This is a genomic window from Streptomyces sp. NBC_01276 (assembly GCF_041435355.1).
Classification (GTDB): Bacteria; Actinomycetota; Actinomycetes; order Streptomycetales; family Streptomycetaceae; genus Streptomyces.
The window spans coordinates 7440784-7464822 of the sequence record NZ_CP108442.1 but is presented as its reverse complement, the minus strand read 5'-3'; the positions used below and the strand labels follow the sequence as shown (position 1 = coordinate 7464822).

General features: G+C 73.7%; 19 protein-coding genes. 12 read left to right on the top strand and 7 right to left on the bottom strand.

Annotated features, from left to right (window positions below; genetic code table 11):
* Positions 1-30 precede the first annotated feature (30 nt).
* The 4 genes from OG295_RS33535 to OG295_RS33520 form a co-directional block, all read right to left on the bottom strand.
* A complete protein-coding gene (locus OG295_RS33535; RefSeq protein ID WP_371680389.1) occupies positions 31-870 on the bottom strand; it encodes an SDR family oxidoreductase in 840 nt (279 codons plus the stop codon).
* Positions 871-1021: 151 nt separating this feature from the next.
* Complete coding sequence (locus OG295_RS33530; protein WP_371680388.1) at positions 1022-2602, bottom strand: GMC oxidoreductase; 1581 nt, start codon at positions 2600-2602, stop codon at positions 1022-1024.
* A gap of 150 nt (positions 2603-2752) precedes the next feature.
* Entirely contained in the window at positions 2753-3721 is a 969-nt protein-coding gene (locus OG295_RS33525) for a cyclase family protein (protein WP_371681381.1), read from the bottom strand.
* Between the two features lie 100 nt (positions 3722-3821).
* Positions 3822-4766, bottom strand: a complete 945-nt coding sequence (locus tag OG295_RS33520; RefSeq protein WP_371680387.1) for an aldose 1-epimerase family protein — start codon at positions 4764-4766, stop codon at positions 3822-3824.
* 237 nt (positions 4767-5003) lie between these two features.
* On the opposite strand from OG295_RS33520, the gene OG295_RS33515 reads away from it, so the two are divergent.
* The 3 genes from OG295_RS33515 to OG295_RS33505 all read left to right on the top strand — a co-directional run bounded on the left by OG295_RS33515 (position 5004) and on the right by OG295_RS33505 (position 9429).
* Entirely contained in the window at positions 5004-7004 is a 2001-nt protein-coding gene (locus OG295_RS33515) for a hypothetical protein (protein WP_371680386.1), read from the top strand.
* Between the two features lie 4 nt (positions 7005-7008).
* Positions 7009-8487 carry a branched-chain amino acid ABC transporter substrate-binding protein gene (locus tag OG295_RS33510; protein ID WP_371680385.1) on the top strand — a complete coding sequence of 493 codons (1479 nt, stop codon included), beginning with the start codon at positions 7009-7011 and terminating at the stop codon, positions 8485-8487.
* Positions 8488-8577: 90 nt separating this feature from the next.
* Positions 8578-9429: a class I SAM-dependent methyltransferase gene (locus OG295_RS33505; RefSeq protein ID WP_371680384.1), complete on the top strand. Its 852-nt coding sequence runs from the start codon at positions 8578-8580 to the stop codon at positions 9427-9429.
* A gap of 9 nt (positions 9430-9438) precedes the next feature.
* Here OG295_RS33505 and OG295_RS33500 read toward each other — a convergent pair whose 3' ends face one another.
* The gene (locus OG295_RS33500; protein ID WP_371680383.1) at positions 9439-9867 is read right to left on the bottom strand and encodes a Fur family transcriptional regulator; all 429 of its coding nucleotides are present in this window, start codon (positions 9865-9867) and stop codon (positions 9439-9441) included.
* 188 nt (positions 9868-10055) lie between these two features.
* Here OG295_RS33500 and katG point away from each other — a divergent pair, with 188 nt between their 5' ends.
* From katG to OG295_RS33455, 9 genes are all read left to right on the top strand, one after another.
* Complete coding sequence (gene katG, locus OG295_RS33495; RefSeq protein ID WP_371680382.1) at positions 10056-12245, top strand: catalase/peroxidase HPI; 2190 nt, start codon at positions 10056-10058, stop codon at positions 12243-12245.
* Positions 12246-12382: 137 nt separating this feature from the next.
* Positions 12383-12640: a hypothetical protein gene (locus OG295_RS33490; protein WP_371680381.1), complete on the top strand. Its 258-nt coding sequence runs from the start codon at positions 12383-12385 to the stop codon at positions 12638-12640.
* A 251-nt stretch (positions 12641-12891) separates the two neighbouring features.
* Positions 12892-14103, top strand: a complete 1212-nt coding sequence (locus tag OG295_RS33485; protein WP_371680380.1) for an acyl-CoA dehydrogenase — start codon at positions 12892-12894, stop codon at positions 14101-14103.
* 125 nt (positions 14104-14228) lie between these two features.
* On the top strand, positions 14229-14687 hold the full coding sequence (locus OG295_RS33480; protein WP_371680379.1) for an Rrf2 family transcriptional regulator: 459 nt from the start codon (positions 14229-14231) through the stop codon (positions 14685-14687).
* Between the two features lie 475 nt (positions 14688-15162).
* On the top strand, positions 15163-17463 hold the full coding sequence (locus OG295_RS33475) for a heavy metal translocating P-type ATPase (RefSeq protein WP_371680377.1): 2301 nt from the start codon (positions 15163-15165) through the stop codon (positions 17461-17463).
* Complete coding sequence (locus tag OG295_RS33470) at positions 17460-17987, top strand: copper chaperone PCu(A)C (protein WP_371680376.1); 528 nt, start codon at positions 17460-17462, stop codon at positions 17985-17987. The genes OG295_RS33475 and OG295_RS33470 overlap by 4 nt, the downstream gene beginning before the upstream one ends.
* 205 nt (positions 17988-18192) lie before the next feature.
* Complete coding sequence (locus tag OG295_RS33465) at positions 18193-18828, top strand: ATP-binding cassette domain-containing protein (protein WP_371680375.1); 636 nt, start codon at positions 18193-18195, stop codon at positions 18826-18828.
* The gene (locus tag OG295_RS33460; RefSeq protein ID WP_371680374.1) at positions 18825-19700 is read left to right on the top strand and encodes a metal ABC transporter permease; all 876 of its coding nucleotides are present in this window, start codon (positions 18825-18827) and stop codon (positions 19698-19700) included. Before OG295_RS33465 ends, OG295_RS33460 begins: the two co-directional genes overlap by 4 nt.
* On the top strand, positions 19658-20488 hold the full coding sequence (locus OG295_RS33455) for a metal ABC transporter solute-binding protein, Zn/Mn family (RefSeq protein WP_371680373.1): 831 nt from the start codon (positions 19658-19660) through the stop codon (positions 20486-20488). Before OG295_RS33460 ends, OG295_RS33455 begins: the two co-directional genes overlap by 43 nt.
* Before the next feature lie 53 nt (positions 20489-20541).
* Here OG295_RS33455 and OG295_RS33450 read toward each other — a convergent pair whose 3' ends face one another.
* Both OG295_RS33450 and OG295_RS33445 read right to left on the bottom strand, forming a co-directional pair.
* Entirely contained in the window at positions 20542-22239 is a 1698-nt protein-coding gene (locus OG295_RS33450) for a class I adenylate-forming enzyme family protein (RefSeq protein ID WP_371680372.1), read from the bottom strand.
* Complete coding sequence (locus OG295_RS33445; protein WP_371680371.1) at positions 22236-24020, bottom strand: CoA transferase; 1785 nt, start codon at positions 24018-24020, stop codon at positions 22236-22238. The genes OG295_RS33450 and OG295_RS33445 overlap by 4 nt, the downstream gene beginning before the upstream one ends.
* Positions 24021-24039: the final 19 nt, after the last annotated feature.

Genomic DNA, 24039 nt, shown 5'->3' with positions numbered 1-24039 from the left:
GTGCCGTGACCGGCGCACGGGCGAGGGAGGTCAGCCGCCGGTGGCGAATCCGGGGAACAGGGTCATTCCGCCGTCGACGTAGAGGGTGGCGCCGACCACGTAGTCCATGAGGTCGGAAGAGAGGCCGACGACGGCGTGCGCGATGTCCTCGGGGTCGCCGATGCGCTTGTAAGGGATCAGTTTCAGCAGGTCCTCGCGCGCCTGCGGGGTCTCCCAGGCGTCGCGGTTGATGGGCGTCTTGATGGCCCCGGGGGCGACCGCGTTCACCCGGATCCGGTGCGGTGCGAGCTCCTGGGCCAGGGTCTCCATCATCATCTGCACGCCGCCCTTGGAGGAGGCGTAGTTGACGTGTCCGGCCCACGGGATGATCTGGTGCACCGAACTCATGCAGATGATCTTCCCGGCGGCGCAGGACACCTCGGGGACCACACCGCGCCGCATGAACTCCTTCGTCGCCTCACGGGCGCACAGGAACTGGCCGGTGAGGTTGACGTCCAGCACCTTCTGCCACTGGGCGAGGGTCATCTCGGTGAACGGGGCGTCCCGTTGCAGACCGGCGTTGGCGACCATGATGTCGATCGTGCCGAACTCCTGGACCATCCGGTCCACCATGGCCACGACCTGGTCCTCCTGGGACACGTCCGCCTCGTAGGCCGCCGCGCGCACCCCGTACGAGGTGATCTCGCGGACCACCTCCTCCGCGGAGTCGCGGTCGGCCACGTAGTTCACGACCACGTCGGCACCGGCCTTGCCGAGCCCGATGGCCGTCGCCTTGCCGATGCCCGAGTTGGCGCCGGTGACCAGTGCCTTCTGTCCCTTGAGCAGATGCGGCGGAATCACACCCTGCGGTGCTCCCACGGTGGAATCCACGTCGTGCTGCCTCCTCGATGCGCGGTCCCGGGCGACCGGACCGACCGAAGGCCCACACAAGCAGCGGCGGCCGCCACGGGCCCGCCGGGCGGGCCCCGGTTGGGCCGTTCGGCCGAAGATCTTCCTCCGGTCGGCCCAGGAGGCGGGGCGGTCAGTTCAGCCGGGCCAGGAGGTGGTCGCCGACCCGCAGGGCGTTGGCGATGGCCGTCAGGGACGGGTTGACCGCGCCGATGCTCGGGAAGAAGCTCGTGTCGACCACGTAGAGGTTGTCGAGGTCGTGGGCCTTGCAGTCGGTGTCCAGGGCGGAGGCGGCCGGGTCCGTGCCGAACCGGACGGTGCCCGCCTGGTGCGCGGTGGCCCCGATCGGCATGCCCTTGTGGAGGTAGATGCTGTGCGGCAGCAGGTGCCGCTCGTGCATGCCCAGGTGCCCGAGCATGCCCTGGAGCTTGTGCCGCAGCCGCTCCAGGCCCTCCGTGTTGTTCTTCTCGTCGAGTGCGAGGTGGATGGCGCCTTCGCGGTCCAGGGTGACCCGGTTGTCGGGCATCGGGAGGTCCTCGCCGCACAGCCAGAAGTCGACGGCGTGGTGCGCCAGCACCTCGAACGGCATGTCGGGGGTGATCGCTCCGGCCCAGCGCGGGGCTTCGCCGTGGATCTGCTCGGCGTCCGACTTGCCCAGCATCTGGATGCCGCCCAGCGGGTGGTCCCAGTCGTCAGCGCCCAGGTACCAGTCGTGCAGCGCGAGGGTCTTCTGGAACTGCGTGTCGTTGGGTTCCTTCGACACCGCCATCAGGGCCAGGTTGTTGTGCCGCATGTAGTGGCGGCCCACGACGTCGGAGCTGTTGGCCAGTCCGCGCGGGTGGCGGTCGTTGGCCGAGGCCAGGAGCAGGGCCGCGGAGTTGACCGCCCCGCAGGAGACGACCACGATGTCCGCGGAGAACCGGCTCTCGGAGCCGTCGGCGCCCCTGACGACGACGGCCGTGACGCTGCGACCGGTCGTGTCGGTCTCCAGCCGGACCACGTGGGCGTGGGTGAGCAGTTCGACGTTGGAGTACTCCAGGGCGGGCTCCACGCAGATCACCTGGGCGTCGGACTTGCCCCGCACCAGACAGGGGAAGCCGTCCACCCGGTTGCAGCGGATGCAGACGCTGGAGGGAACGGCCCGCCCGTCGGCGTCCTGTACGAGGTCGACCCCGATGGGCAGGTGGAAGGGGTGCAGCCCCTTCCTCTCCAGGTCGTCGCTCAACTGCTGGATCCGCGGCTCGTGTTCGACGGGCGGGTAGGCGTACTGCGCGCTCACCGGCCCCTCTCCGGGATCCTCCCCGTGCCGCCCGTGCACGCGGTAGAGGTGCTCGGCCTGCGTGTAGTACGGCTCCAGGTCCTCGTACCGCAGGGGCCAGGCGGGCGAGATGCCGCCGTGGTGGCGGAGCTCGCCGAAGTCCTCGGGCCGCAGCCGGAAGAGGGCGGCTCCGTAGAACTTCGTGTTCCCGCCGACGTAGTAGTTGACCTCGGGAGGGAACGCTTCGCCGTGCTTGTCGAACCAGAACTCCGGGGCCCGGTACTTGCCCTTGACGAACACCGCGGTGGAGTCCCAGTTGTCCCGCTCCCGCGGCAGGTAGCCGCCGCGTTCGAGGAGGAGGACGCGTTTGCCGGACGGCGCCAGCCGGTGGGCGAGGGTACCGCCGCCCGCGCCGGTCCCGATGATGATGACGTCGTAGTGGGGAGTGTCGCCCACGTCGACCACCGTCCTTGGGGTCGCGGTCCTGCCATCGCGCCAGAACCTGTCGCTCCGCGGTGCGGAGTCCGGGCGGGTCCGCCCATTCGAACGTAGCCGCCCTTCCCCCGGACGGCGACCCGGCCGGGCCGGCACCGGCGCGCACCGCCGTCACAGCACGGCGATCGGGTTCACGGGGGACCCGGTGGCGCCCGGCAGCCGCAGCGGGGCGACCACGCACAGGAAGCTCCAGCGGCCTGCCCGTTCACAGGCCGTGACCAGCGCCTCGAAGCTCAGGTAGTCCATCAGGTGCATGCCCATCGCCTGCACCGCCAGGACGTGCACGGGGAAGGCGACGTCCGCCACCGCACTGGGGGCGGTGTCGTTGTTGCCGTCGCCGCCCAGGACGGCGACCTCGCGCTCCGCCAGGAAGGACAGGGCGTCCGGGTGCAGGCCCGCCCTCGCCCGCGCCGCCTCCCACGCCCCGAGTTCCGCGCGGCGGCGCCGGTGCCCCACCCGGACGAGCAGCAGGTCCCCGGCGCCGACCCGGACGCCCTGGGCGGCCTCGGCGGCCGTCAGGTCCCCGGCCGTCACGTGCTCCCCCGGCTCCAGCCAGGGCACGCCCCGCGACCGCGGTACGTCCAGCAGTACGCCCCGTCCCACGATGCCGTCGCGGACCGCGTCGAGGGAGAGCCGGCGGGCGCCCTGCGCCGCCGTGTCCCCGGCCGGGACCACCGCCGTGTCCCCCGCCGGGACCACCGCCGTGTCCCCCGCCGGGACCCCGCCGTACAGCTCTCCGTCGAAGATCACGTGGTTGAGCGCGTCGAGGTGGCTGTCGGCGTCCCCGTGGACGTTCATGGCGAAGCGGTCGAGGGCGAAGTGCAGACCGTCCGCGCCGGCCTCCCCGGGGGCGGGCCCGGTCACCCGGTACTCGGCGGGCTCGGGATCGTCCGGACCCGGCCGGGTCCCGATCGGCGCGGCGAGGGAGACCGTGTGACCGAGCCGGACCTCGGCGGCCGCCGCCGCGACGCGTTCGGGGGTCAGGTGGCGCAGCGCCCCGGGCCGGCCGTCCGGATCCCGGCCGGAGCGGCCCGCCGCGCGGAGCCTCTCGTACAGTGCCCGGAAGTCCTGCGCGCTCATGCGCCGGCCGGCCGGGGGTTCGTGGTGCCGGGCCATCGGATCGCCGCCTTCCCGCCGACGCTGGGGGTGTGCCGGGTACGTCGCCGCCGTCCGGTCCCGTTCAGCCGGGGCTGCCCCACGGGCTCAGGCCCCAGCGGAGCACGTGCCGGGCCCCGGGCTCCAGGACCGTCAGATCGGTGCCCGTGCGGAAGGCGTCCGCCGGGCAGGACATGGCCTCCACGGCCACCCCGCGGCGCCGCTCGGGCTCCGCCAGGGTGTCACCGGTGTAGACCTGCACGCACCGGGTGCCCTCGCCGAGCCATACGTCCGTACCGTGCCGCCCCGAGGGGTGGGCCAGCCGGACCACGGCCCGGCCGTCCCCGTCGCGGTCGAGTCCGGTGAAGGCGGTGTCCAGGTGCTGCGAGCCGATGGGGCGGGGGGTGCGGAAGTCGTACTCCGTGCCCTCGACGGGCTCCTCGCCGACCGGCAGACCCGCGTCGTCGGTGCGCAGCCGGAAGCGGGCGGGCACGGTGAGCAGCGCCGCGTCGACCGGGCCGGTGCCGACCGTCAGGTAGGGGTGCTGCCCCACGCCGTACGGCGCCCGCGCGGTGCCGGTGTTGGTGGCGCGGACCAGGACCTCCAGGCCTTCGTCCGTGAGCCGGTAGTCGGCGGTCACCTCCAGCTGGAAGGGGTACCCGGGCTGGGGGTGGAGCGTGGTGCCGGCCCGCAGCGCGTCGCCGGAGCGGTCGAGCAGGCGCCAGGGGGTCCAGCGCAGCAGTCCGTGGATCGCGTTGTGGTGCTCCGGTTCGCTGAGCGGGAGTTGCAGGTCCGTGCCGTCGAACCGGTAGCGGCCCCCGCCCACCCGGTTGGGCCAGGGCACCAGCAGCTGCCCGCGCCCGGCGGTGACGGGGGCGTCGGCGGCGAACCCGTCCAGCAGGGGCCGGCCGTCCGCCTCGTAGTGGCGCAGGGCGCCGCCGAGTTCCACCACGACGGCGCTCTGGCCGCCGTGGCGCAGCTCCCACTGCTCACCTGTCGGGCCGGAGGCCCCGGGGGTCTGCGCGGACACGGGCGTCTCCTCGGGCAGGTGGAACGGATACATCCAATCTCGGTCAGCGGCCCACGCCGCGCACGTCGGGGCCCTCGTCACGGGCCGGCCGCCGGCCCCTCCCCCGGGCCCGGAACCCCGCGGCACCTGCGCGGATGCGACCGGACCGAATCAAGGAGGGGAAAACCCTGTCTGACTCCCGGTCCGGATGGCAGTCTCTACTCCTCGGAAGCGTCGTCCTGGGGGGGATCACACGTGATGGAGCCGGGCACGGGCATGGGCCTGCGGGGCCGGAGCGGCATCCTGTCGCTCGTCGACGCGTGCCTGAAGGAGGACCCGGCTGCCGAACGGCCCCTGACCATGCTCCTCGGGCCGGCGGGCAGCGGGGCCAGCGAGGCGCACAGCGCGCTCATGGAGCACTTCGGGCCCGACTACCCCTTCGCCTTCGTCAATTTCGGCGGGGCCCAGTCCCTGCTGCCGCGCTACGCCCTCGGGCTCCTGGCCCGCCAGCTCGAACGCAAGCTGCCCCGCTACGGGCGCTCCCACTTCCCGCTGCTCAGCCTGGGCCTGCTCGCCTCCGACCAGGAGCTGCGCATGCGCAGCCTCGCCGAGGGCCGGCGCGCGGTGCAGCGCCAGCTCGACCGGTTCCAGGAGGAGAACGAGGCCCGGCACGGGGATTACCTGGCCGCTTTCTTCGAGGTGGGGATGGGCGCGGTCGGGATGCCCGAAGGCGCCTCGACCGCCGCCCTCGCCCTCTTCCAGGACGCCCTGCGGCGCGGCCGCCGCACCATGCCCGGCCTGTTCGGCGGCAGGCTGGGCAGCCGGCTGACCTCCGGGGCCCACTGGTACGGACGCCACCCCATGACCCGCAGCGCGGACCCCATGGAAGCCCTCGTGGAGCTCAACCTCTGGCGTCACGAGGGTGACGAGAACGAGCAGGAGCGGCTCGACCTCGTCCTGTTCTCCGCGTTCCTGGAGGACCTCAGACGCAATTCGGCCCGCAGTTTCATGCCCCGCTCCTACCTGCTGCTCCTCGACAACTCCCACACCGGGTACGGCCGCCGCTTCCTCGACCTGCTGGTGCGCTCCCGGCACGACGAGACGGTCGTGGCCGGCCATGCCAGCGACCCGCTGACCGTCGTCGCCAGCTCCAACCGCTGGCTGCCCCGCTGGGGCCCGGCCACCGGCGACTCCTGGCCCTGGCAGCTGCGCGGTCCCGACCGGGCCTCCCTGTCCGACTGGAACGCCCACCGGCCCACCCGCGACAGCGAGGACACCTGGTGGTACCCGTTGCGCCTGCGCGACCTCAACCTGGACGAGGTGCGGATCCGGATAGAGCTCCAGCTCGGCGGGAACGGCGACCTGGCCCCGCTGACCCGCCTCACCTCCTTCGTGCACCGGCTGACCGGAGGGCTGCCGCGCGCCGTCCACCAGGTACTGGACGTACTGCGCCAGGCCGGGCCGCCCCCCGACTCCGGCCCCCGGCAGGACCGCTGGCTGCGCACCCTGCCCGACCGGCCGTTGCGCTCCGGGGAGGAGTCCGCCACCCTCGCCGACACGGCCCTCGGCCACCTCCTGCGCGACTTCGACGACACCCAGCGCGCCGCGCTCGCCGAATGCGCCGCCGCACGGGACTTCTCCGTCGCCACGCGGCTGCTCAGCCCCGACGACTCCCTGTTCGGGGAGATCCGCTCCCGCTGGCTGCTGACCGGGCCCGTCGCCGTCGTCCCCGTACTGCACCCGTGGCTGCGCCGGCTGCTCCTGTGGCGGCTGGCCGCCCGCCCCGACGGGTGGGACGCGGCGCACGAACTCCTCGCCGAGTACTACCGCGGCGAGGGGAAGCCGGTGCAGCAGATGTACCACCAGCTGGCCCGCGGGCGGACCGAGGAGGTCGCCGCGCACCTGACGCGGCGCTTCGCCGCCGTACCCGCCGCGCAGTGGATCTCCGAGTTCGACGCGATCACCGCCGCCCCGAACCGCCTCCCCACCGACAGCGGCCCGGTGGAGCTCCTCGCCGGACTCGTCCCGCGCCGGCCCGGACGGGTGATGGACACCGAGTCGGTGATCCACACCCTGGTGACCACCCGCTGGGTGTGGAGCGATCCGCTCGCCGACCCGGCCATGCGCCTCAACGACCTGATCGCCGACGGCTGCGCGCAGCTGTCCCAACTGCGGAGGAACGACATCGTGGCCCTCTACGACGAGGCGGAGCGCTACCGCCACTGGCGCGATCCCCAGACCGCGGGCTGGGAGGGCTGAGCGCGTGCCCAGACTCGAATGGCCCCTGCACGTCGTGCGCCGCGTCGCCCTCGCCACCGCCGCCGCGGTCGCGCTGGTCGCGGCGCTCTGGCTGGGGGTCGGCTGGCTCCAGGAGCGCCAGGCCCGATGCGCCGACGGGGTCGTCGAACAGGGCCCGGACGACGAATGCGTCGGAGTGACCGACGGCGCCTACGTGTTCGCCCCGCACCTCGACGCGGTCACCCGCAGGATCGAGGCGGAGAACCGCCGGGTCCTCGCCAACGCGGACAAGGAACCGTACGTCAGCGTCGCCTACTTCACCTCCTTCACGAGCACCGCCGACGACAGCAACTCGGCCGAGGGCGTCCGGCACGAGCTCCAGGGCGCCTACCTCGCCCAGTTCCGCCACAACCAGGGCGACCTCGCGGCCACCCCCAAGATCCGTCTGCTGATCGCCAATCCGGGCAGCAAGTCCACCCAGTGGAAGCACACGGTCGACGAGCTGATCGCCCGCAAGGACTCCCCGGACCGGCTCGTCGCGGTGGCCGGTCTCGGCCCCAGCAACAACGAGAACCTCGCGGCCATAAGGCGTCTCTCCGAACACGGCATCGCCATGGTGGGCGCCACCCTGACCGCGACGAACATCCAGGGGATCAACGGCTTCGTCCGGATCGCGCCCACCAACGAGGACGAGGCGTACGCGGCGGCCGGCTACCTCAAGCGGCGCGGCGTCGCCACCGCCGTCGTGATCCAGGACGTGGCGGAGGGGAACCTCTACGCCTCCACCCTGGGCACGGCCTTCACCAAGGCCTTCCAGGACGGCGACAAGCACCGGCTCGTCGCCGAGCGGATGACCTACGACTCCTCCGTCAGCAGCGCCTGGCAGAACGAACTGCGCTACATGCCCGGCCAGTTGTGCCAGCAGCGCCCCCAGCTGGTGTACTTCGCGGGCCGCGGCCAGCACCTCACCCACTTCCTCGACGCGCTCGCCAACCGCAGCTGCACCGACCAGCAGTTCACGGTGTTCACCGGGGACGACACGACCAACCTGAGCGCCGAGCAGCTCGCCCACGCCGCCGACACGCACATCGAGGTGCTCTACACCGGCCTCTCCCACCCCGACATGTACCGCTCGGCGCCCCAGGCGGTGTCCGCGCCGTCCGCGAAGAACTTCCAGCCGGGCGGGCTGCTCGACCAGTGGTTCCCGCGCGACACCCGGGACGACGGCGGGGCCCTGATGGGGCACGACGCGGTGCTCGCCGCGGCGCACGGCATCCAGATGGCGGCCCGCTGGCAGGGTCAGGTCGTCGGCGACGCGGTGGCCCGGATGTTCCACCAGATGGACGGCACCCAGCAGGTGGCCGGGGCCAGCGGGTTCATCTCCTTCCAGAACAACGGCAATCCGCGCAACAAGGCCGTCCCCGTCCTGCGCCTCGACGGCAAGGGGCACGTGGAGTTCGTCGAGGTCTCCGCGGCCGACGGCAAACCACCGCAGGAGCAGTGAGGAAGGGGCCCCCGCGGCGGGCCAGGACGGGGCGAATCATCCCTTTGGTAGTAATTTGGGATCATAGGTGATGGTGAGGTGGTGGTGTCCATGACCAGCGTTCCCGGGGTCGATCCCTCCAACGCCGAGCAGGCCCGCGCCTGGGACGGGCGGGAGGGCGCGTACTGGGCGGAGCACGCCGACCGGTTCGACCGCGCGCTACGCGCCTACCGCCCGGACTTCCTCGCCGCGGCCGACGTGTCCGCCGCCGACCAGGTGCTGGACGTCGGCTGCGGCACCGGTGAGATCACCCGTGACGCCGCGCGGACGGCAACCGGAGGCCGGGCCCTGGGCGTGGACCTGTCGGCCGCGATGCTGCGGGTGGCACGGGAGCGAGCGGCGGCCGAAGGGCTGCACAACGCCGACTTCGTCCGGGCCGACGCCCAGGTCCACCCCTTCCCCGCCGCGGCCTTCGACGTGGCCGTGAGCCGCATGGGGACGATGTTCTTCGCCGATCCGGTCGCCGCGTTCCGCAACATCGGCGGCGCGCTGCGCCCCGCGGGGCGCTTCGTGCAGTCGGTCTGGCAACCCCTGAGCCGCAACGAGTGGTTCCTCTCCTTCACCGGGGCACTGGCCGCGGGGCGCCCGTTGCCCGCGCCCGAGCCCGGCTCCCCCGGGCCGTTCGCGCTCTCGGACCCGGACCGGATCCGGGCCGTCCTCGGCGCCGCCGGCTTCACACAGGTCCGGCTGGAGGCCCACGAAGAGCCGATGTGGTTCGGCGAGGACGCCGACGACGCGGAGCGGTTCACGCTCGGCATGCTCGGCTGGATGCTCGAAGACCTCGACGCCGCAGGCCGCGGGCGCGCCGCCGACGGCCTGAGGACCACCCTCGCCGCCCACGGGACCGACCACGGCGTCCTCTACGGCTCCGCGGCCTGGACCGTCCGGGCGGTCCGCCCGTGACGTTCCCGCTCAGCCCCGCGGCGGACCGGAAGCGCACGCGGGGCACAGCCCGCGATAGGTGACCTCGGCCCTGGAGACCGTGAAGCCGAACCGCTGCTCCCGCGGGAGGCCCGCCAGCGGATCGCCGGTCATGTGGACGTCACGGATGGTGCCGCAGCCGGAACACACCAGGTGCTGGTGCGGGTGGTGGGCATTGGGGTCGTAGCGCTTGGCCCGGCCGTCGGTGGAGACCTCCGCGACCTCGCCGAGGGCGACCAGCTCGCCCAGGGTGTTGTAGACGGTCGCGCGGGCGATCTCGGGCAGCCGCCGGGCGGCGCGGGCGTGCACCTCGTCGGCCGTGAGGTGCACGTGCTCGCCGTCGAGGACCTCCGCGACGACGCGCCGCTGGGACGTCATCCGCCAGCCTCGCCCGCGCAGTCGCTCCAGCAGGTCACTCATATCGGTTCACCTGTTCAGGCTCGGGGGAAGCAGCAGTTTACCGATGAGCACGGCCGGATTCCGTCTTTCGGCTTCGCGTGCTCGTTGTGCGGGGCCCCTGCGTGTTCCCGTGCGGCATGGTCTGCGGTGCGCGACCATACGGACGCAGCCAGCGGGGGGAAAAACCGAGACAGGAAAGAAGGACGGACGTGTCCGGCAGCGAAAGCGAGAACCCAGTCATCCCCGCCCCGACCCCTTCCCCGACCCGCCCACGGGCGAACCGGGACTGGTGGCCGGACCAACTGGACCTCCAGGTTCTCCATCAGAACTCGCCCCTGTCCGATCCGATGGGTGAGGAATTCGACTACGCGCGCGAGTTCTCGACCCTGGACGTCGACGCGCTGAAGCGGGACGTCTTCGAGGTGATGACGAACTCGCAGGACTGGTGGCCCGCCGACTACGGCCACTACGGACCGCTCTTCATCCGGATGAGCTGGCATTCCGCCGGCACGTACCGCATCGAGGACGGCAGGGGCGGGGGCGGGGCCGGGGCCCAGCGCTTCGCCCCCCTCAACAGCTGGCCGGACAACGCGAGCCTCGACAAGGCCCGGCGCCTGCTCTGGCCGGTCAAGCAGAAATACGGCCGGAAGATCTCGTGGGCCGACCTCCTGGTGTTCGCCGGAAACTGCGCCATCGAATCCATGGGACTGAAGACGTTCGGTTTCGGATTCGGCCGGGAGGACATCTGGGAACCCGAGGAGGTCTTCTGGGGACCCGAGGACACCTGGCTCGGAGACGAGCGTTACAGCGGCGACAGGCAGCTCTCCGGTCCTTTCGGCGCCGTGCAGATGGGACTGATCTACGTCAATCCGGAAGGGCCCGACGGCAACCCGGATCCGATCGCCGCCGCCCGGGACATTCGCGAGACGTTCAAGCGCATGGCCATGAACGACGAGGAGACGGCCGCACTCATCATCGGCGGCCACACCTTCGGCAAGTGCCACGGCGCGGGCGACCCCGGGTGCATCGGTCCGGAGCCCGAGGCCGGCCCCCTGGAGCAGCAGGGCCTCGGGTGGCGGAACACCTGCGGCAGCGGCAAGGGCGCCGACTCGATCACCAGCGGGCTGGAGGGCGCCTGGACCACCGCGCCGACGAAGTGGGACAACGGGTACCTCGACAACCTGTTCCGGTACGACTGGGAGCTGACGAGGAGCCCGGCCGGGGCCCATCAGTGGACGCCCACGGACCCGGCGGCCCGGGACACCGTGCCCGACGCCCACGACCCGTCGAAGCGGCACGCCCCCATGATGCTGACGACGGACCTCTCGCTGAAGCTGGATCCGGTCTACGGGCCGATCGCGAAGCGCTTCCACGAGAACCCGGAGCAGCTCGCGGACGCGTTCGCCAAGGCCTGGTACAAGCTGCTGCACCGCGACATGGGGCCCCTGTCCCGCTACCTCGGCCCCTGGATTCCCGAGCCGCAGCTGTGGCAGGACCCGGTCCCCGAGGCCGACCACGAGCTCGTCTCGGACGCCGACGTCGCCGCCCTCAAGGAGAAGATCCTCGCCTCGGGACTCTCCGTCTCCCAACTGGTCGCCACGGCTTGGGCGTCGGCGGCCAGCTTCCGCGGCACCGACAAGCGCGGCGGGGCCAACGGCGCGCGGATCCGGCTCGCGCCGCAGAAGGACTGGGAGGTCAACGACCTGCCCGAGGTGGCCGAGGTGGTGCGGACCCTCGACGGCATCCGGCAGGACGTCGACGGCGCGCAGGCCGGCGGGAAGAAGGTCTCGCTCGCCGACCTGATCGTCCTGGGCGGGTGCGCAGCCGTCGAGCGGGCGGCGAAGAACGCCGGGCACGACATCACGGTGCCGTTCGCACCGGGGCGCACGGACGCCTCGCAGGAGCAGACCGACGTGGAGTCGTTCGGTGTGCTGGAACCCAGGGCGGACGGGTTCCGCAACTACCTCCGGGCGGGAGAGAAGCTGTCGCCGGAGACGCTCCTGCTGGACCGCGCCGCCCTGTTGACCCTGACCGCACCCGAGATGACGGTCCTGACCGGCGGCATGCGGGTCCTGAACACCGGATTCAAGGGGTCCGCGCACGGCGTCCTCACCGACCGGCCGGAGACGTTGACCAACGACTTCTTCGTCAACCTGCTGGACATGGGTACGGAATGGAAGGTGTCGGACGCGACGGAGAACGTGTTCGAAGGGCGGAACCGCACCACGGGCGAGGTCAAGTGGACCGCCACCGCCGTCGACCTCGTCTTCGGTTCGCACGCCCAGCTCCGGGCCGTCGCGGAGGTCTACGCGTCCGCGGACGCCGGAGAGAAGTTCGTGCGTGACTTCGTGGCGGCGTGGGACAAGGTGATGAACCTCGACCGGTTCGACCTCGCCTGAGCCCGGTGCCCGGGCCCGGACGGCACCCCGGGCTCGGGCACCCCGCCGGGACGGGCCGCGTACAACTCGGTGACGCCGCCGCTGTGCCCTGCCGCGCGTGCGCCCCTCGCCCGTGCGCGGCAGGCGACACTGGGCCCATGAGCGATCACCGCTTCACCCCCGACGACACCGGCTCCCCCATCGCCCCGGCCGCTGCCCGGACCCCGCACCGCCTCCGCTACGAGAGGCCGCCGGGGGCCGCACGGACCGGCCCCGAGAGGTACGGCACGGACGCTCCGCGCGATCTCACGGTGGTGACCTGTGCCTGCGGCCTCACGACCCCGGCGATGCCGGACGCCGACGCCCGGCTCGTCTACGAGGAGCACCGCAACGTGATCCGCGACAGGACGAGCTGAACACCGGTTCAGCGGACCGGCTGCGCCTGAACGGACAGGGCCCGGGGTGGCGGGGGGGCGGGGGGCAGACGCGGCCGCGGTCGGGGCCGCTGACCCCACGTCGTCTTCCATCGCGAGACCGGACTGTCCATCATCCGGTCGCACCCTTGCCCGGACGGCGACTTCGGGCGAATATCCCTATCAATCCGATGGGAAAGGTGGGGATTCGGCGACCGGCCGAAACCGCCCGACGACGTTCCGGAGTAGCCGACATGACCACCGCCATCCCCCCTGGCACCGCCGTCGGCCGGCGGTCAGCCGACGAACGGCGCCGCGCGCTCCTGCGCACCGCCCGCGACGTGGCGGACGACCTCTCGGCGGACGCCATCTCCCGCGACCGGGCGGGCAAGCCGCCGCACGACGAGGCGGCCCGGCTGCGCGAGGCCGGGCTGCCGGCCGCCCTCACCCCGCACTCGTCGGACCGCGGGGCCGACTGGCGTACCGGATGCAGCGTCATACGGAAGATCTCCACCGCGGACAGCTCCGTCGGCGACGTGCTCGCCCGCCACTACGTACACGCGTGGAGCGGACGCTTCTACGCGGGGCACCGGCACGCGACCGCCCTCGAAGAGGAGTCGGTTCGCGAACAGTGGCTGTGGACCGGCGCGGTACGCGCTCCCGGGCCCGGCGACGACACCGATGGAACCGACCTCACGCTGAGGCCGCGCAGCACCGGCTACGTGCTGAGCGGGCGCCGGTTCGTGGAGACGGCGGTGACCGTCGCCGACCAGATCGTGCTCGACGCCACCTGTCCCGTGACCGGTGACGTCCTGGTCGTACGGATCCCGTCCCACGCGCGGGGCATGACCGTCGAACCCGTCCACGACCGCCTCGGGCAGCGCGTCGGCGGCGCCGGCGAGGTCGTCCTCGACCGGGTCGCCGTCACACCGGGACAGGTGCTGGGCCGCCGGCCGCACGACGAGGAGTCGGCCCCGCCCTTCACCGCGCTCGCCGGACCGGCGCTCCGGCTCGCCCTGTGCCACGTCGGCCTCGGCATCGTCGAGGGCGCGCTCACGGAAGCCCGCGACCTCAGCAGGGGCGGTCGCGCGTACCGGCTGCCCGGTGCGGACCCGGACCTCTTCCTGACGTACGGGGAACTCGCCTCCGCCGCCCAGACGGCCACCGCCGTGGTCGACCGGGCGACGGAGGTGATGGCCCAGGCCCTCGACCCGGGCACGCGGCTCGATGCCGAGGAGCCGGCGGGCGTCTGCGCCCTGGTCGCCACGGCCGAGACGGTGACGTCGAAGGCCGCCCTGCACATCACCGCGCGCGTGCTGGAGCTCGCCGACGCCCCCGGCCTGGACCGCTTCTGGCGCAACGCGCGCGTGCTGACCGCGCACCATCCCGCCGCGCACCGCCTGCGCTCCATCGGCGAGCACTACCTCAACGGCTCCCACCGCGCGGTGGCGGCCGCCTTCCACTGACGTCGGCCACCCCGGGAGACGGCCCCACCCGGTCCCCGGCTGCCGGGCACGAGCACCCGGCCGGCAGCCGGGGGGCGGCCCACCCGTGGCGGACGCAGGCCCGAGCCGTACGGGATAATGTCCGCATGCGGATCTCAGCCAGGGCGGACTACGCGGTGCGTGCCGCGCTGCAGCTCGCCGCGTCACAGGACGGCGGGCCGGTGAAGGCCGAAGCCATCGCGGACGCCCAGGACATCCCGCACAAGTTCCTCGAAGGCATCCTCAACGACATGCGCCGAGGTGGTCTGGTGCTCAGCCGGCGCGGCGGCAACGGCGGCTACCGCCTGGCCCGGCCCGCCCGGTCCATCAGCATCGCGGACGTCATCCGCGTCGTGGACGGACCGCTCGTCTCGGTACGCGGGGTCCGCCCCCCGGACCTCTCCTACACCGGCCCGGCCGAGGCGCTGCTCCCCCTGTGGATCGCGCTCCGGGCCAATGTGCGCGAGATCCTCGACGGTGTGTCGCTCGCCGATGTCGCCTCCTGCGACCTGCCCGCCGACGTGTCCGCGCTGACCCGGACCCCTGACGCCTGGACCAATCCCTGACCCTCCCCGCCGTCCGCCCCGCCTGAGGTTCCCCGCACCGCGCCGGGCGTACCGCTGCCGGTCGGCGTCCGCCGAATCCGGGAACTCGTCGACGCCGCGGAACGACCCCTCAGGGGGAAGGCGTCGCGGGACCAGGGGATGCCGCCTCCGAAACGGTCCGCGTAGCGCGGGACCGGACGAGCGAGGGGCGCCGGAGCGCGCCCGTGCAGGGAGTGGCGATGGCGCGACCTCAGCGATCCCCCGGCGAGACGGGCCCCCCGCCGCGGCGGTGGGTACCACCACCGGCGCTCACCGGGTTCCTGGCCCTGCTGGCGGTGGTGTTCTGCCTTTCGTACGCGGTCGGTTCCGCCGCGGGCCCGGTCGCACCCGGCATGCACTCCGGCGGGGGCGGCACCGCCCCGGTGGGCGGCGTCGGCGGCGGCCCGGGGCAGCACGGTCACGACGGCACGGGTGGCACGCGGTCGGACGGTGGCCGATGACACCGGAGCCGGCGGCCGTCTGCACCACCACGGACCTCACCGTCGGCGGCATGACCTGCGCGGCCTGCGTCAACCGCGTCGAAAAGCGGCTCGGGAGGATCGAGGGGGTCAGCGCCACCGTCAACCTGGCCACCGGCCGGGCGAGGGTGCTCCATCCGCCCGGCGTCACGGCGGACGCACTGGTGGCCGCCGTCGAGCGCGCCGGGTACACGGCCGGACTCCACGTGCCCGCGGAGGAGCCCCGGAGACGGGCGGAAGGGGAGGCGGCGGATGCCGCGCCGGAGGAGGACCGCGGCGAGCGCGACCGGCTGCTGATCACCGTCCTGCTCTGTGCGCCGGTCATGGCCCTGTCGATGGTCCCGGCCCTGCAGTTCCGCAACTGGCAGTGGCTGTGCCTCGTGCTCGCCGCACCGGTGGCCGTCTGGAGCGCCTGGCCCTTCCACGTCCGCGCGCTGCGGGGGCTGCGGCATTCGGCCGCCACCATGGACACGCTGGTCTCGCTCGGAGTCGCCGCCTCCTTTCTCTGGTCCCTGTACGCGTTGTTCCTCGGCGGCGCGGGCCTGCCGGGAATGCGGATGCCCTTCACCCTCCTCCCCTCGGCCGGGGGCGAGGTCGCCCACGTCTATCTGGAGGCGGTGGTCGGCGTACCGCTGTTCGTCCTGACCGGCCGGTTCCTGGAAGCGCGGGCACGGCGCGGTACGGGCGCGGCGCTGCGCTCGCTGTCCGCCCTGACGGTCGGGGACGTGACCGTGCGCGAGAACGGCGAGGAGCGGCGGATCCCGGTCGAACAGCTGGCCGTCGGGCAGGAATTCGTGGTCCGGCCCGGGGAACGCGTCGCCACCGACGGCGTCGTGGTCTCCGGCAGCTCCGCCCTGGACCTGTCCCTGCTGACCGGTGAGAGCGATCCCGTCGAGGTCGGGCCGGACCGGGCCGTGACCGGCGCGGCGGTGAACGTGGGCGGGCTGCTCGTCGTGCGGGCCACCGCGGTGGGCGCGGACACCCGGCTCGCCCGCATCACGCGCATGGTCACCGAGGCCCAGACCGGAAAGGCGGCGGCTCAGCGTCTGGCCGATCGCGTGGCGGGCGTCTTCGTCCCCGTCGTCCTGGCGTCGGCCGTCACCGTGCTCGGCTTCTGGCTCGGCGCCGGTGCGGACCCGCAGCCGGCGGTCACCGCCGCCGTCGCCGTCCTCGTCGTCGCCTGCCCCTGCGCCCTCGGCCTCGCCACACCCACCGCCCTGCTCGCCGCCACGGGCCGTGGCGCCCGCATGGGCATTCTGATCAGCGGACCGCGGGCCCTGGAGGCCCTTCGGCACGTCGACACGGTCGTGTTCGACAAGACCGGCACCCTCACGACCGGGCACATGACCGTCGCCCGGCTGACGACGGTCCCCGACGGCCTGGGCCGGGAGAACGTGCTCCGGCTGGCCGGCGCGGTCGAACAGGGCTCCGAGCATCCGCTCGGGAGGGCCCTGGCCGCCCACGCCCAACGGAGCGTCCCCAAAAGGGCGTTGCCACCGGTGACCGGTTTCGGGGCCGTCCCCGGCGCGGGCGTCAGCGGTGTGGTCGAGGGCCGTACCGTCGAGGTGTGCGCACCCGGCGACGATCTCCCCGAGTCCCTGGCCCGGGCGCTGGCCGCCGCCGAGGCCGCCGCGCTCACGCCCGTCCTGGTACGGGTCGACGGCGTCGCCCAGGCGCTCGTCGCGCTCGGCGACGTGCCGCGGCCGGGAAGCTACCGGGCCGTCGAGCGCCTCCGGCGGCTGGGAGTCGAGCCGATCCTCGCCACCGGCGACCGCGAGGCCCCGGCCGCGGCCGTCGCCTCGTCGCTCGGGATCGCCCGCCTCCATGCCCGCTGCGCGCCGGAGGACAAGGCCGCTCTCGTCGGACGGCTGAGGGACGAGGGCCGGTGCGTCGCCGTCATCGGGGACGGCGCCAACGACGCCGTCGCACTGGCCGGCGCGGACCTCGGGATCGCCATGGGCGGCGGGACCGACGTCGCCATCGGTGCGGCGGACGTGACCCTCGTACGCGGTGACGTCGAGGCGGTGGCCGACGCGGTCCGGCTGGCCCGCCGCACCCTCGCGACCATCCGGGTCAACCTGGTCTGGGCGTTCGGCTACAACCTCGTCACCGTCCCGCCGGCCGCCGTCGGTCTGCTCAACCCGATGGTCGCCGCGGCGGCCATGTCGGCGAGCTCGCTGCTCGTCGTGGGGAACAGCCTGCGGCTGCGCGGCCGGGACCCCGCCGGCCGGCCCGCCGGGGCGCGGGCCCGCACCGCCCGGACGGGAAGTGGACGATGACCGAATCCGTTCGAGGAGAAGCGACGGAGGGCCGCTGGGCCGCGCGCCCGCGTCTGCGCGAGGCGTACCTGGCCGCGGCCGCTCCGGTGATCGCGTGCCTGGTGGGCCTGTGCTGTCTGACGGCCTGGGCCGCCTCGGGGGCTGCCGGAACCCCGCCCCGGATCGCGGTCGACGACGGCCGCGTCTTCGTTCCGTACGCCGGCAGGGAGGACACCGCGGCGTTCTTCAGGATCTCGAACCTGGGTGGCGGGGAGGACGAGTTGGTGTCCGTGACCTCCACGGCCGTGGAACGGGCCGTGCTGAGCCGGCACCGGAGCACGGGGACCGGGGCCGACTCCATGGACAGGGACGGTCCCGTTCGCATCCCGGCCGGAGGGGCGGTGGAGATGTCCCCCTTCGGGGTGGGGGTAATGGTGAAGGTGAAGGAACGATGGCAGCCGGGTCAGGTCGTCCGCTTCGTCCTGCACTTCCGTCACAGCGAACCGGTCGAGACGATCGCGATCGCGATCCGGCCCGGCAGCTGAACGCCACCGGTCCGGCGGCGACGGACCTCGCCGCGGCGGTGCGAACGCTCCGGCGGCGGATGCCGGGGCCCGGCGGGTCGGAGGGGATTCACCCGCGACGATGTCCGGCCCGCCGGGAACTGCGGCCCATCGCCGTCCGACTACTGGAACGTGGGCGGCGGACACCTGTTGCCCCGCACGGCACGGACCGACGGAAAGGCGTGGGATGGGCGGGCTCGATGTGCACATGAGGGCGGTCGCCTGCCGGCACGGCCGGGTGGAGGCGGTCTCCGAGGTGAACCTGGAGATCGCCGCCGGTGAGCGCGTGGCGCTGACCGGGACCAACGGTTCGGGCAAGACCACCCTGCTGCGTGCGGTCCTGGGTCTGCACCGACAGGTGACGGGCTCGATCCGGGTCGGCGGCCGGACCACCGGTTCGGCCGCCGAGTGGGCGTGGCGCCGCCGGGCCTGCGCCTGGATCCCCCAGAAGCCGGCCGCCGGACGGTTCCCCCTGCTCGGGGCCGAGTTGCTCGCGGGCAGTACCGCGCCGGACGACGCCGCCGAGGCCGCCGCCCGGCTGGGCGTCGCCGCGCTGGTCGAGCGCCCCCTGCACACCCTGTCCGGAGGGCAGTTGCAGCGGATGTACCTGGCCCGCGCGATCGGCTGCGTCGCCGCGGGCGCACAGGTGCTGCTGGCCGACGAGCCCACCGCCGCCCTCGACTTCGACGGGCAGGCGGAGGCCGCCGACGTCCTCACCGCACTGCCGGTCACCCTGATCGTGGTGACGCACGACCGGGCTCTGGCGGACCGCTGCGACCGGGTGCTGGAGATGGCCGCGGGCCGGCTGCGGGAGCTCCGGTGACCCCGGTGTCCCTCGCCACCGCCGACCTCGGCGCGCTGCTGCAGCTGCTTCCGGTCCAGCGGGCCGGGCTCGCGCTGCTGCTCGCCGCGATCGGCCTGCCGGTCATCGGGGTGGTCATCGTCGGGCTCGACATCATGCCGGTCCGCTTCGCGATGATGCACGTCGCGCTGCTGGGCATCGCGGTCGGTCTGCTCACCGGCCTCGACCCCATGCTGTGCGCGCTCGTCGCCTGCGCCCTGGCCGGAGCGGGCGTCGCCCCGCTCGCCCGTACCCCGGACGGCCTGTCCGGAGCCATGGGTCTGCTGATGAGCCTCGCCATCGCCGCGGCGCTGCTGCTCCTCGCCGTGTCGGGGGTCAACGCGTCCGGGGCCTTCGCCCTGCTGTGGGGGTCGATCCTCTCCGTCGGCACGCCCGACCTCGTCGTGCTCGGCGTCCTGGCCGCCGTCGTACCCGGCCTGTTCTGGTGGCGGCGGCACGACGTCGGCCTCCTCCTCTACGACCGCGAGCTCGCCCAGTGCTCCGGAGTCCCCGTACGCGCCCTGACCGCGGCCCTCCTGGTGCTCGTCGCGATCGCCGTCGCCGGAGCCATCAAGCTCACCGGCGCCCTGCTCGTCGACGCCCTGACCCTGCTGCCCGCACTCGCGGCGCGACGCCTGGGCAGCTCTCTGAAGTCGATCACCCTCTGGGCGGTCGGCATCGGCGTGACCGTCAACGCGACCGGCTTCCTGCTGGCCCTGTGGCTGGACTGGCCGCCCGGCCCGGTACTCGTCCTGACGGCGGGGGCGCTCGTCCTCGCCGTCCACTTCATTCCCGAACGGAGAATCAGCTCATGGCGCGCACCCGCGTCCGAACCTCTTCCCTCCTCGCACTGAGCACGGCCCTCGCCCTCCTCGCCGGCTGTGGCGACGGCGCCGGCACCGGCCCGGAGGCCGTCGCCGGCGCCCCCGCGAAGGGCGGCGCTCCGGCCCCCGGGAAGGACAGGCCCGTGGTGGTCGTGACCACCACCTGGGAGGGCGCGTTCGCCAAGGCCGCCGGGGCCGAGGACGTCAAGGTCATCGTGCCGCAGTCCGTCCACCACGCCCCCGACTACGACCCCAGGCCCTCCGACCTCGCCGCCGTCGCCAAGGCGGACTTCGTGCTCTACGCGCCCTTCGAGCCGTACGCGGCGAAGATCAAGGAGGCCGCCGGCTCCAAGGCGAAGCTGGTCGAGGTCAACCTCGACAACGACCCTGCCAAGGTCAGGGCCGAGGTCGACAAGCTGGGCGCGCTCTTCGGCACGCAGGATGCGGCCACGAAGTGGAAGTCCGGGTTCGACAGCGAGTACGGCAGGCTCACCAAGGAACTGCAGGCCGGGTGGCCCGGCGGAAAGGGCCCCTCCGTGGTCGCCCAGGTCTTCACGGGCTGGGCCGCGAAGCTCGCGGGCGCCACCACGGTGGGTACCTACGGGCCGGAGGCGGTGACCCCGGCGCAGCTGGCCGGGCTCTCCGCGAAGAAGCCGTCCCTGGTCCTGGACAACGCCCACATGTCGACCGGGACCGTGTTGCCCGACTCGGGCGCCAAGCAGGTCGAGATCGTCAACTATCCGGCCGAGGACCTCGATCTGCTGCCCGTCTACCGCAACGCGGCGGCCGAGCTGAAGAAGGCCGCGGGCGGCTCCTGATCCGGGCGACCCGCCGCGAGAGCCCGGCAGCCCTCGGCTGCCGGGCTCGTCGGTCATCCGGCCTGGGCCAGGGGCGGCGTCCAGGGAAGACCGTTCCGCGCCGACGGCGGGCTCCCGGCCAGGCGTTCCCGCAGAGCGGTCCGGTCCGGCTTGCCCGCCGCCGTCAGGGGCACCTCCTCCACCACGAGGAGACGCTCGGGGTGCTTGCGCCGCTCCAGCCCCCGCGCGCCCAGGTGGACGCCGAGGGAGTCCAGCGTCGGAGCCTGCGGGCCCCGCGCCACCACGCAGGCCGCCAGCCGCTCCCCCATCAGCCGGTCGGGGACGCCCACGCACACCACGTCCCGGACCTGCGGGTGCGAACGGAGTTCGCGCTCGACCTCGGCCGGGCTGATGTTGGCGCCGCCGCGGATCACGATGTCCTTGAGGCGTCCGACGACGTGCAGCACGCCGTCGGCGTCGAGGTAGCCGAGGTCGCCGGTACGGACCCACCCGTCGGGGGTGCGGTAGCGGGCGTCCAGATCGGGCGCGCCCACGTAGCACAGCGGGGTCATGGGGCCCCGGGAGACGATCTCCCCGATGTCGCCGTCGGGGAGCGGATCGTGGGTCTCGGGGTCGGCGATGCGGATCTCGGCGACCCGGGGATCGGGGTGGCCCGCCACGACGCCCGCGGCGTCGGTCGGGGGCACGGTGTCGGCCAGCCCCGTGTGGCAGTTGACGCCGTCGGCGGAGCCGTAGAGGTTGACCACGGGGCAGCCGAAGGCCTGCGCGGCGGCGGCCGCGGTGGCCTCGTCGAGCGGAGCCCCGCCCAGGACGAGGGCGGTGGGGGCCGGCAGCCGCTCGCTCGCTGCGTCGATGCGTTCGAGCATCATGCGCACCATGGTGGGCACGCCGAGGACGTGGGTCGGCTGGTGCTCGCGCACGGCCTCGATGGCGGCCCCGGGCGAGAAGTGGTCGAGCAGGACCAGGGTGCCGCCGTGCCGGGCGAGGGTGACGGCGGTTCCGTTGGACCCGAAGGCGGAGGCCAGCGGTACGAGGAAGAGGCAGCGCGGCGGGGTCCCGTCGGGCATGAGCGAGGCGAGGAAGTTCCCGCGTCCGCCGGCCAGCGCGTTGTGCGAGTAGGCGATCATCTTCGGCTCGGCTTCGGATCCCGAGGAGACCAGGATCCGGGCGGCGCTGTCGGGGTCCGGGCGGGCGGGGACGAATCCGCCGGGGTCGCGGCGCATGAGGTCCGACCACGAGGTCGTTCCCCCGGGTGCGCTGCCGGGGCCCACCGCGACGACGTGGCGGAGGGCGGGCAGTGCGCGCGCGAGCGTGTGCAGGCCGGCCGCGTGGTGGAAGCCGCGGTGCTCGACCGCGGCGATGACGGCGACGGCCCCGGCCCGGCGGAGCAGGCACTCGGCCTCCAGGGTGCCGCGGCCGACGGGGAACGGCAGGGCGACGGCGCCGAGCGCGGCCAAGGCCAGGTCGGCGATGACGGCGTTGCGGTCGTCGGGCAGTTGCACTCCGACCACGTCGCCTTCGCGGATGCCGAGGTCTCTGAGGCCGGTGGCCAGACATCGCACCTTGCGGTCCAGGGCGGTGTAGCAGAGCCTTCCCCTGGCATCCAGGACGGCCGTGCGGTGCAGGCCGGCGATCTGGCGGGCCCGGAAGAGGCTGTAGACGTCGAGGTCGGGGCAGGTGCCGTCGACCACCCAGGAGCGGCGGAGATCGGCGGGCAGCAGGTCGCGCAGTACGGGCCGGTCGGCGGTCATACGAGGCTCCAGGGGGCGGTGACGGCGGGGGCACCGTGCGCGTCACGGCCGACCGAGCCGGCGAAGCGCGCGTCGTGGTGCAGGTCGCGGAGGTCGGTGGTGACGGCGGTGACGGCGAGGCCGTGGGAACTCAGCCGGTCGACCGCGTCGCTCGTGGAGAGGTCGCGCAGGTCGTACGCGGCCGCGGCCCCGGCGTTTTCGTCGGCGGGGGCGAGCCAGCCGTCGGCCGTCGGCAGCGGGTGCCGGAATCCCGCCGGCCGCCTGGCGGCCTCCCCGCGCGCCACCCGCCGCAGGGCGGGGGCGGTCAGCGAGTCGGCGGCGCCGAGCAGCGAGGAGTCCACCCGTACGCCGTGGCCGGTGCGTTCCCTCAGCAGCAGCCCCGCGAGAACGGCTTCGGCACCGTGCAGACCCCCCAGTACGTCGAGCAGGGTCATCATCGAGGGCGCGGGGGGCTCCCCTTCGGGGCGGACCGCCTCGCCCACCCCCGTGCGGGCCTGCACCATGAAGTCGGTGCCGATGGGGGCGTCCTGGAGCCGTTCGGCCCAGCCGCTCGTGTACGCGTGGACCAGGGCCGGATTGACCCGCGCGAGGTCGTCGGCGTCCAGAGCGAACTCCGCGGCCTTGCCCGGTGCCCAGTTGTGCAGGAAGACGTCGGCCTCCGCGGCCATCTCCCGGAGCCGGCGGCGGTCGGCCTCGGCCTTGATGTCCACTTCGACGGCCTTCTTGCCCCGGTTGAGGGCGAGCCAGCGGGCCGAGATCCCGGAGCAGGCGGGCGGCATGCCGCGCAGCGGGTCCCCGCCCGGCGGCTCGATCCGGATGACCTCGGCCCCCAGCAGGCCGAGCAGGTGCGCGGCGAGGGGTGCCTGGATGCGACGGCCCGCCTCCAGCACCGTCAGCCCGGCCAGCGGTCGGCCGGCCGAGGGGGAAACCGTCGTACGGGGGCGCGACGGCGCGGGGCCACCGGACAGTGGCCGCAGCGACCAGGGCGCGGCGCCGTCCGTCTCCAGGGCGCGTTCGGCCAGGGTGCGCAGTACGCACACCTCGGCGCCGGAGAGCACCGCGGCCCGCCGGATCCGTGGGAGGGGGTGTGAACGGGTCACCGAGTGGAGGACCCGGGGGAAGGGGGCGCAGGCGGTGGCGTAGCGGAACTGGAACGGCCGCCACCCCGCCCGCATCGCGTCGGCCGGGGCTCCCAGGGCCCGCCAGAACGCGGCCCAGGCACCCGGATCGAGGGTCTCCAACTCGAACGGCACGCCCTCGGCCGAGGTGAAGGGCGGTCCTCCCGGACCGAGTTCGGCGGCTTCGCCCTCATCGGCCCCGGCGGCGGCGAGGTACTGGGAGACGGCGAGCAGCCCGGCCCGGTCGGCACCGGTGGTGATGTGGGAGGGCCCGGCGCCGCGGGCCTGGCCGACCAGGCCGGCGAGCAGTCCTTGGACGGTGAGGACGGCGGTGGCCGTCGCCGCGTAGTCGGCGGCCAGGCCGCGCGGGCTGCCGTCGCGCCGTCCGTGGACCGCCATCATGCCGGTCGCGGCCTGCACGGTCGCCTCGTCGACGAGCCCGCTGCCGGGCTTCGCCCAGGTGACGGTCGCGCGAGCGGGGTCGAAGCCCGCGCCGGAGAGCGTGACGCGGCCCGGTGGGCCGTCGTCGGTGGGCCCGTCGCATCGCGCTCCGAGCAGCCGCAGGTGTGCGGCGACGACGTCGGTGATCTGCGGGGGCCCCGAGGTGCCGAAGGCCAGTGTGTCGAGCGGCCGGACCGTCTGCGTGGTTGCGGGGGACGCCATGCCTCTCCTCTCCCGGCGC

Coding starts and splice junctions, on each gene's coding strand:
- OG295_RS33525 (WP_371681381.1), bottom strand. CDS start 3,721: ATGAGCGCGCAGGACTTCCGGGCACTGTACGAGAGGCTCCGCGCGGCG.
- OG295_RS33515 (WP_371680386.1), top strand. CDS start 5,004: ATGGAGCCGGGCACGGGCATGGGCCTGCGGGGCCGGAGCGGCATCCTG.
- OG295_RS33505 (WP_371680384.1), top strand. CDS start 8,578: ATGACCAGCGTTCCCGGGGTCGATCCCTCCAACGCCGAGCAGGCCCGC.
- OG295_RS33500 (WP_371680383.1), bottom strand. CDS start 9,867: ATGAGTGACCTGCTGGAGCGACTGCGCGGGCGAGGCTGGCGGATGACG.
- OG295_RS33490 (WP_371680381.1), top strand. CDS start 12,383: ATGAGCGATCACCGCTTCACCCCCGACGACACCGGCTCCCCCATCGCC.
- OG295_RS33485 (WP_371680380.1), top strand. CDS start 12,892: ATGACCACCGCCATCCCCCCTGGCACCGCCGTCGGCCGGCGGTCAGCC.
- OG295_RS33480 (WP_371680379.1), top strand. CDS start 14,229: ATGCGGATCTCAGCCAGGGCGGACTACGCGGTGCGTGCCGCGCTGCAG.
- OG295_RS33475 (WP_371680377.1), top strand. CDS start 15,163: ATGACACCGGAGCCGGCGGCCGTCTGCACCACCACGGACCTCACCGTC.
- OG295_RS33470 (WP_371680376.1), top strand. CDS start 17,460: ATGACCGAATCCGTTCGAGGAGAAGCGACGGAGGGCCGCTGGGCCGCG.
- OG295_RS33465 (WP_371680375.1), top strand. CDS start 18,193: ATGGGCGGGCTCGATGTGCACATGAGGGCGGTCGCCTGCCGGCACGGC.
- OG295_RS33455 (WP_371680373.1), top strand. CDS start 19,658: ATGGCGCGCACCCGCGTCCGAACCTCTTCCCTCCTCGCACTGAGCACG.
- OG295_RS33450 (WP_371680372.1), bottom strand. CDS start 22,239: ATGACCGCCGACCGGCCCGTACTGCGCGACCTGCTGCCCGCCGATCTC.
- OG295_RS33445 (WP_371680371.1), bottom strand. CDS start 24,020: ATGGCGTCCCCCGCAACCACGCAGACGGTCCGGCCGCTCGACACACTG.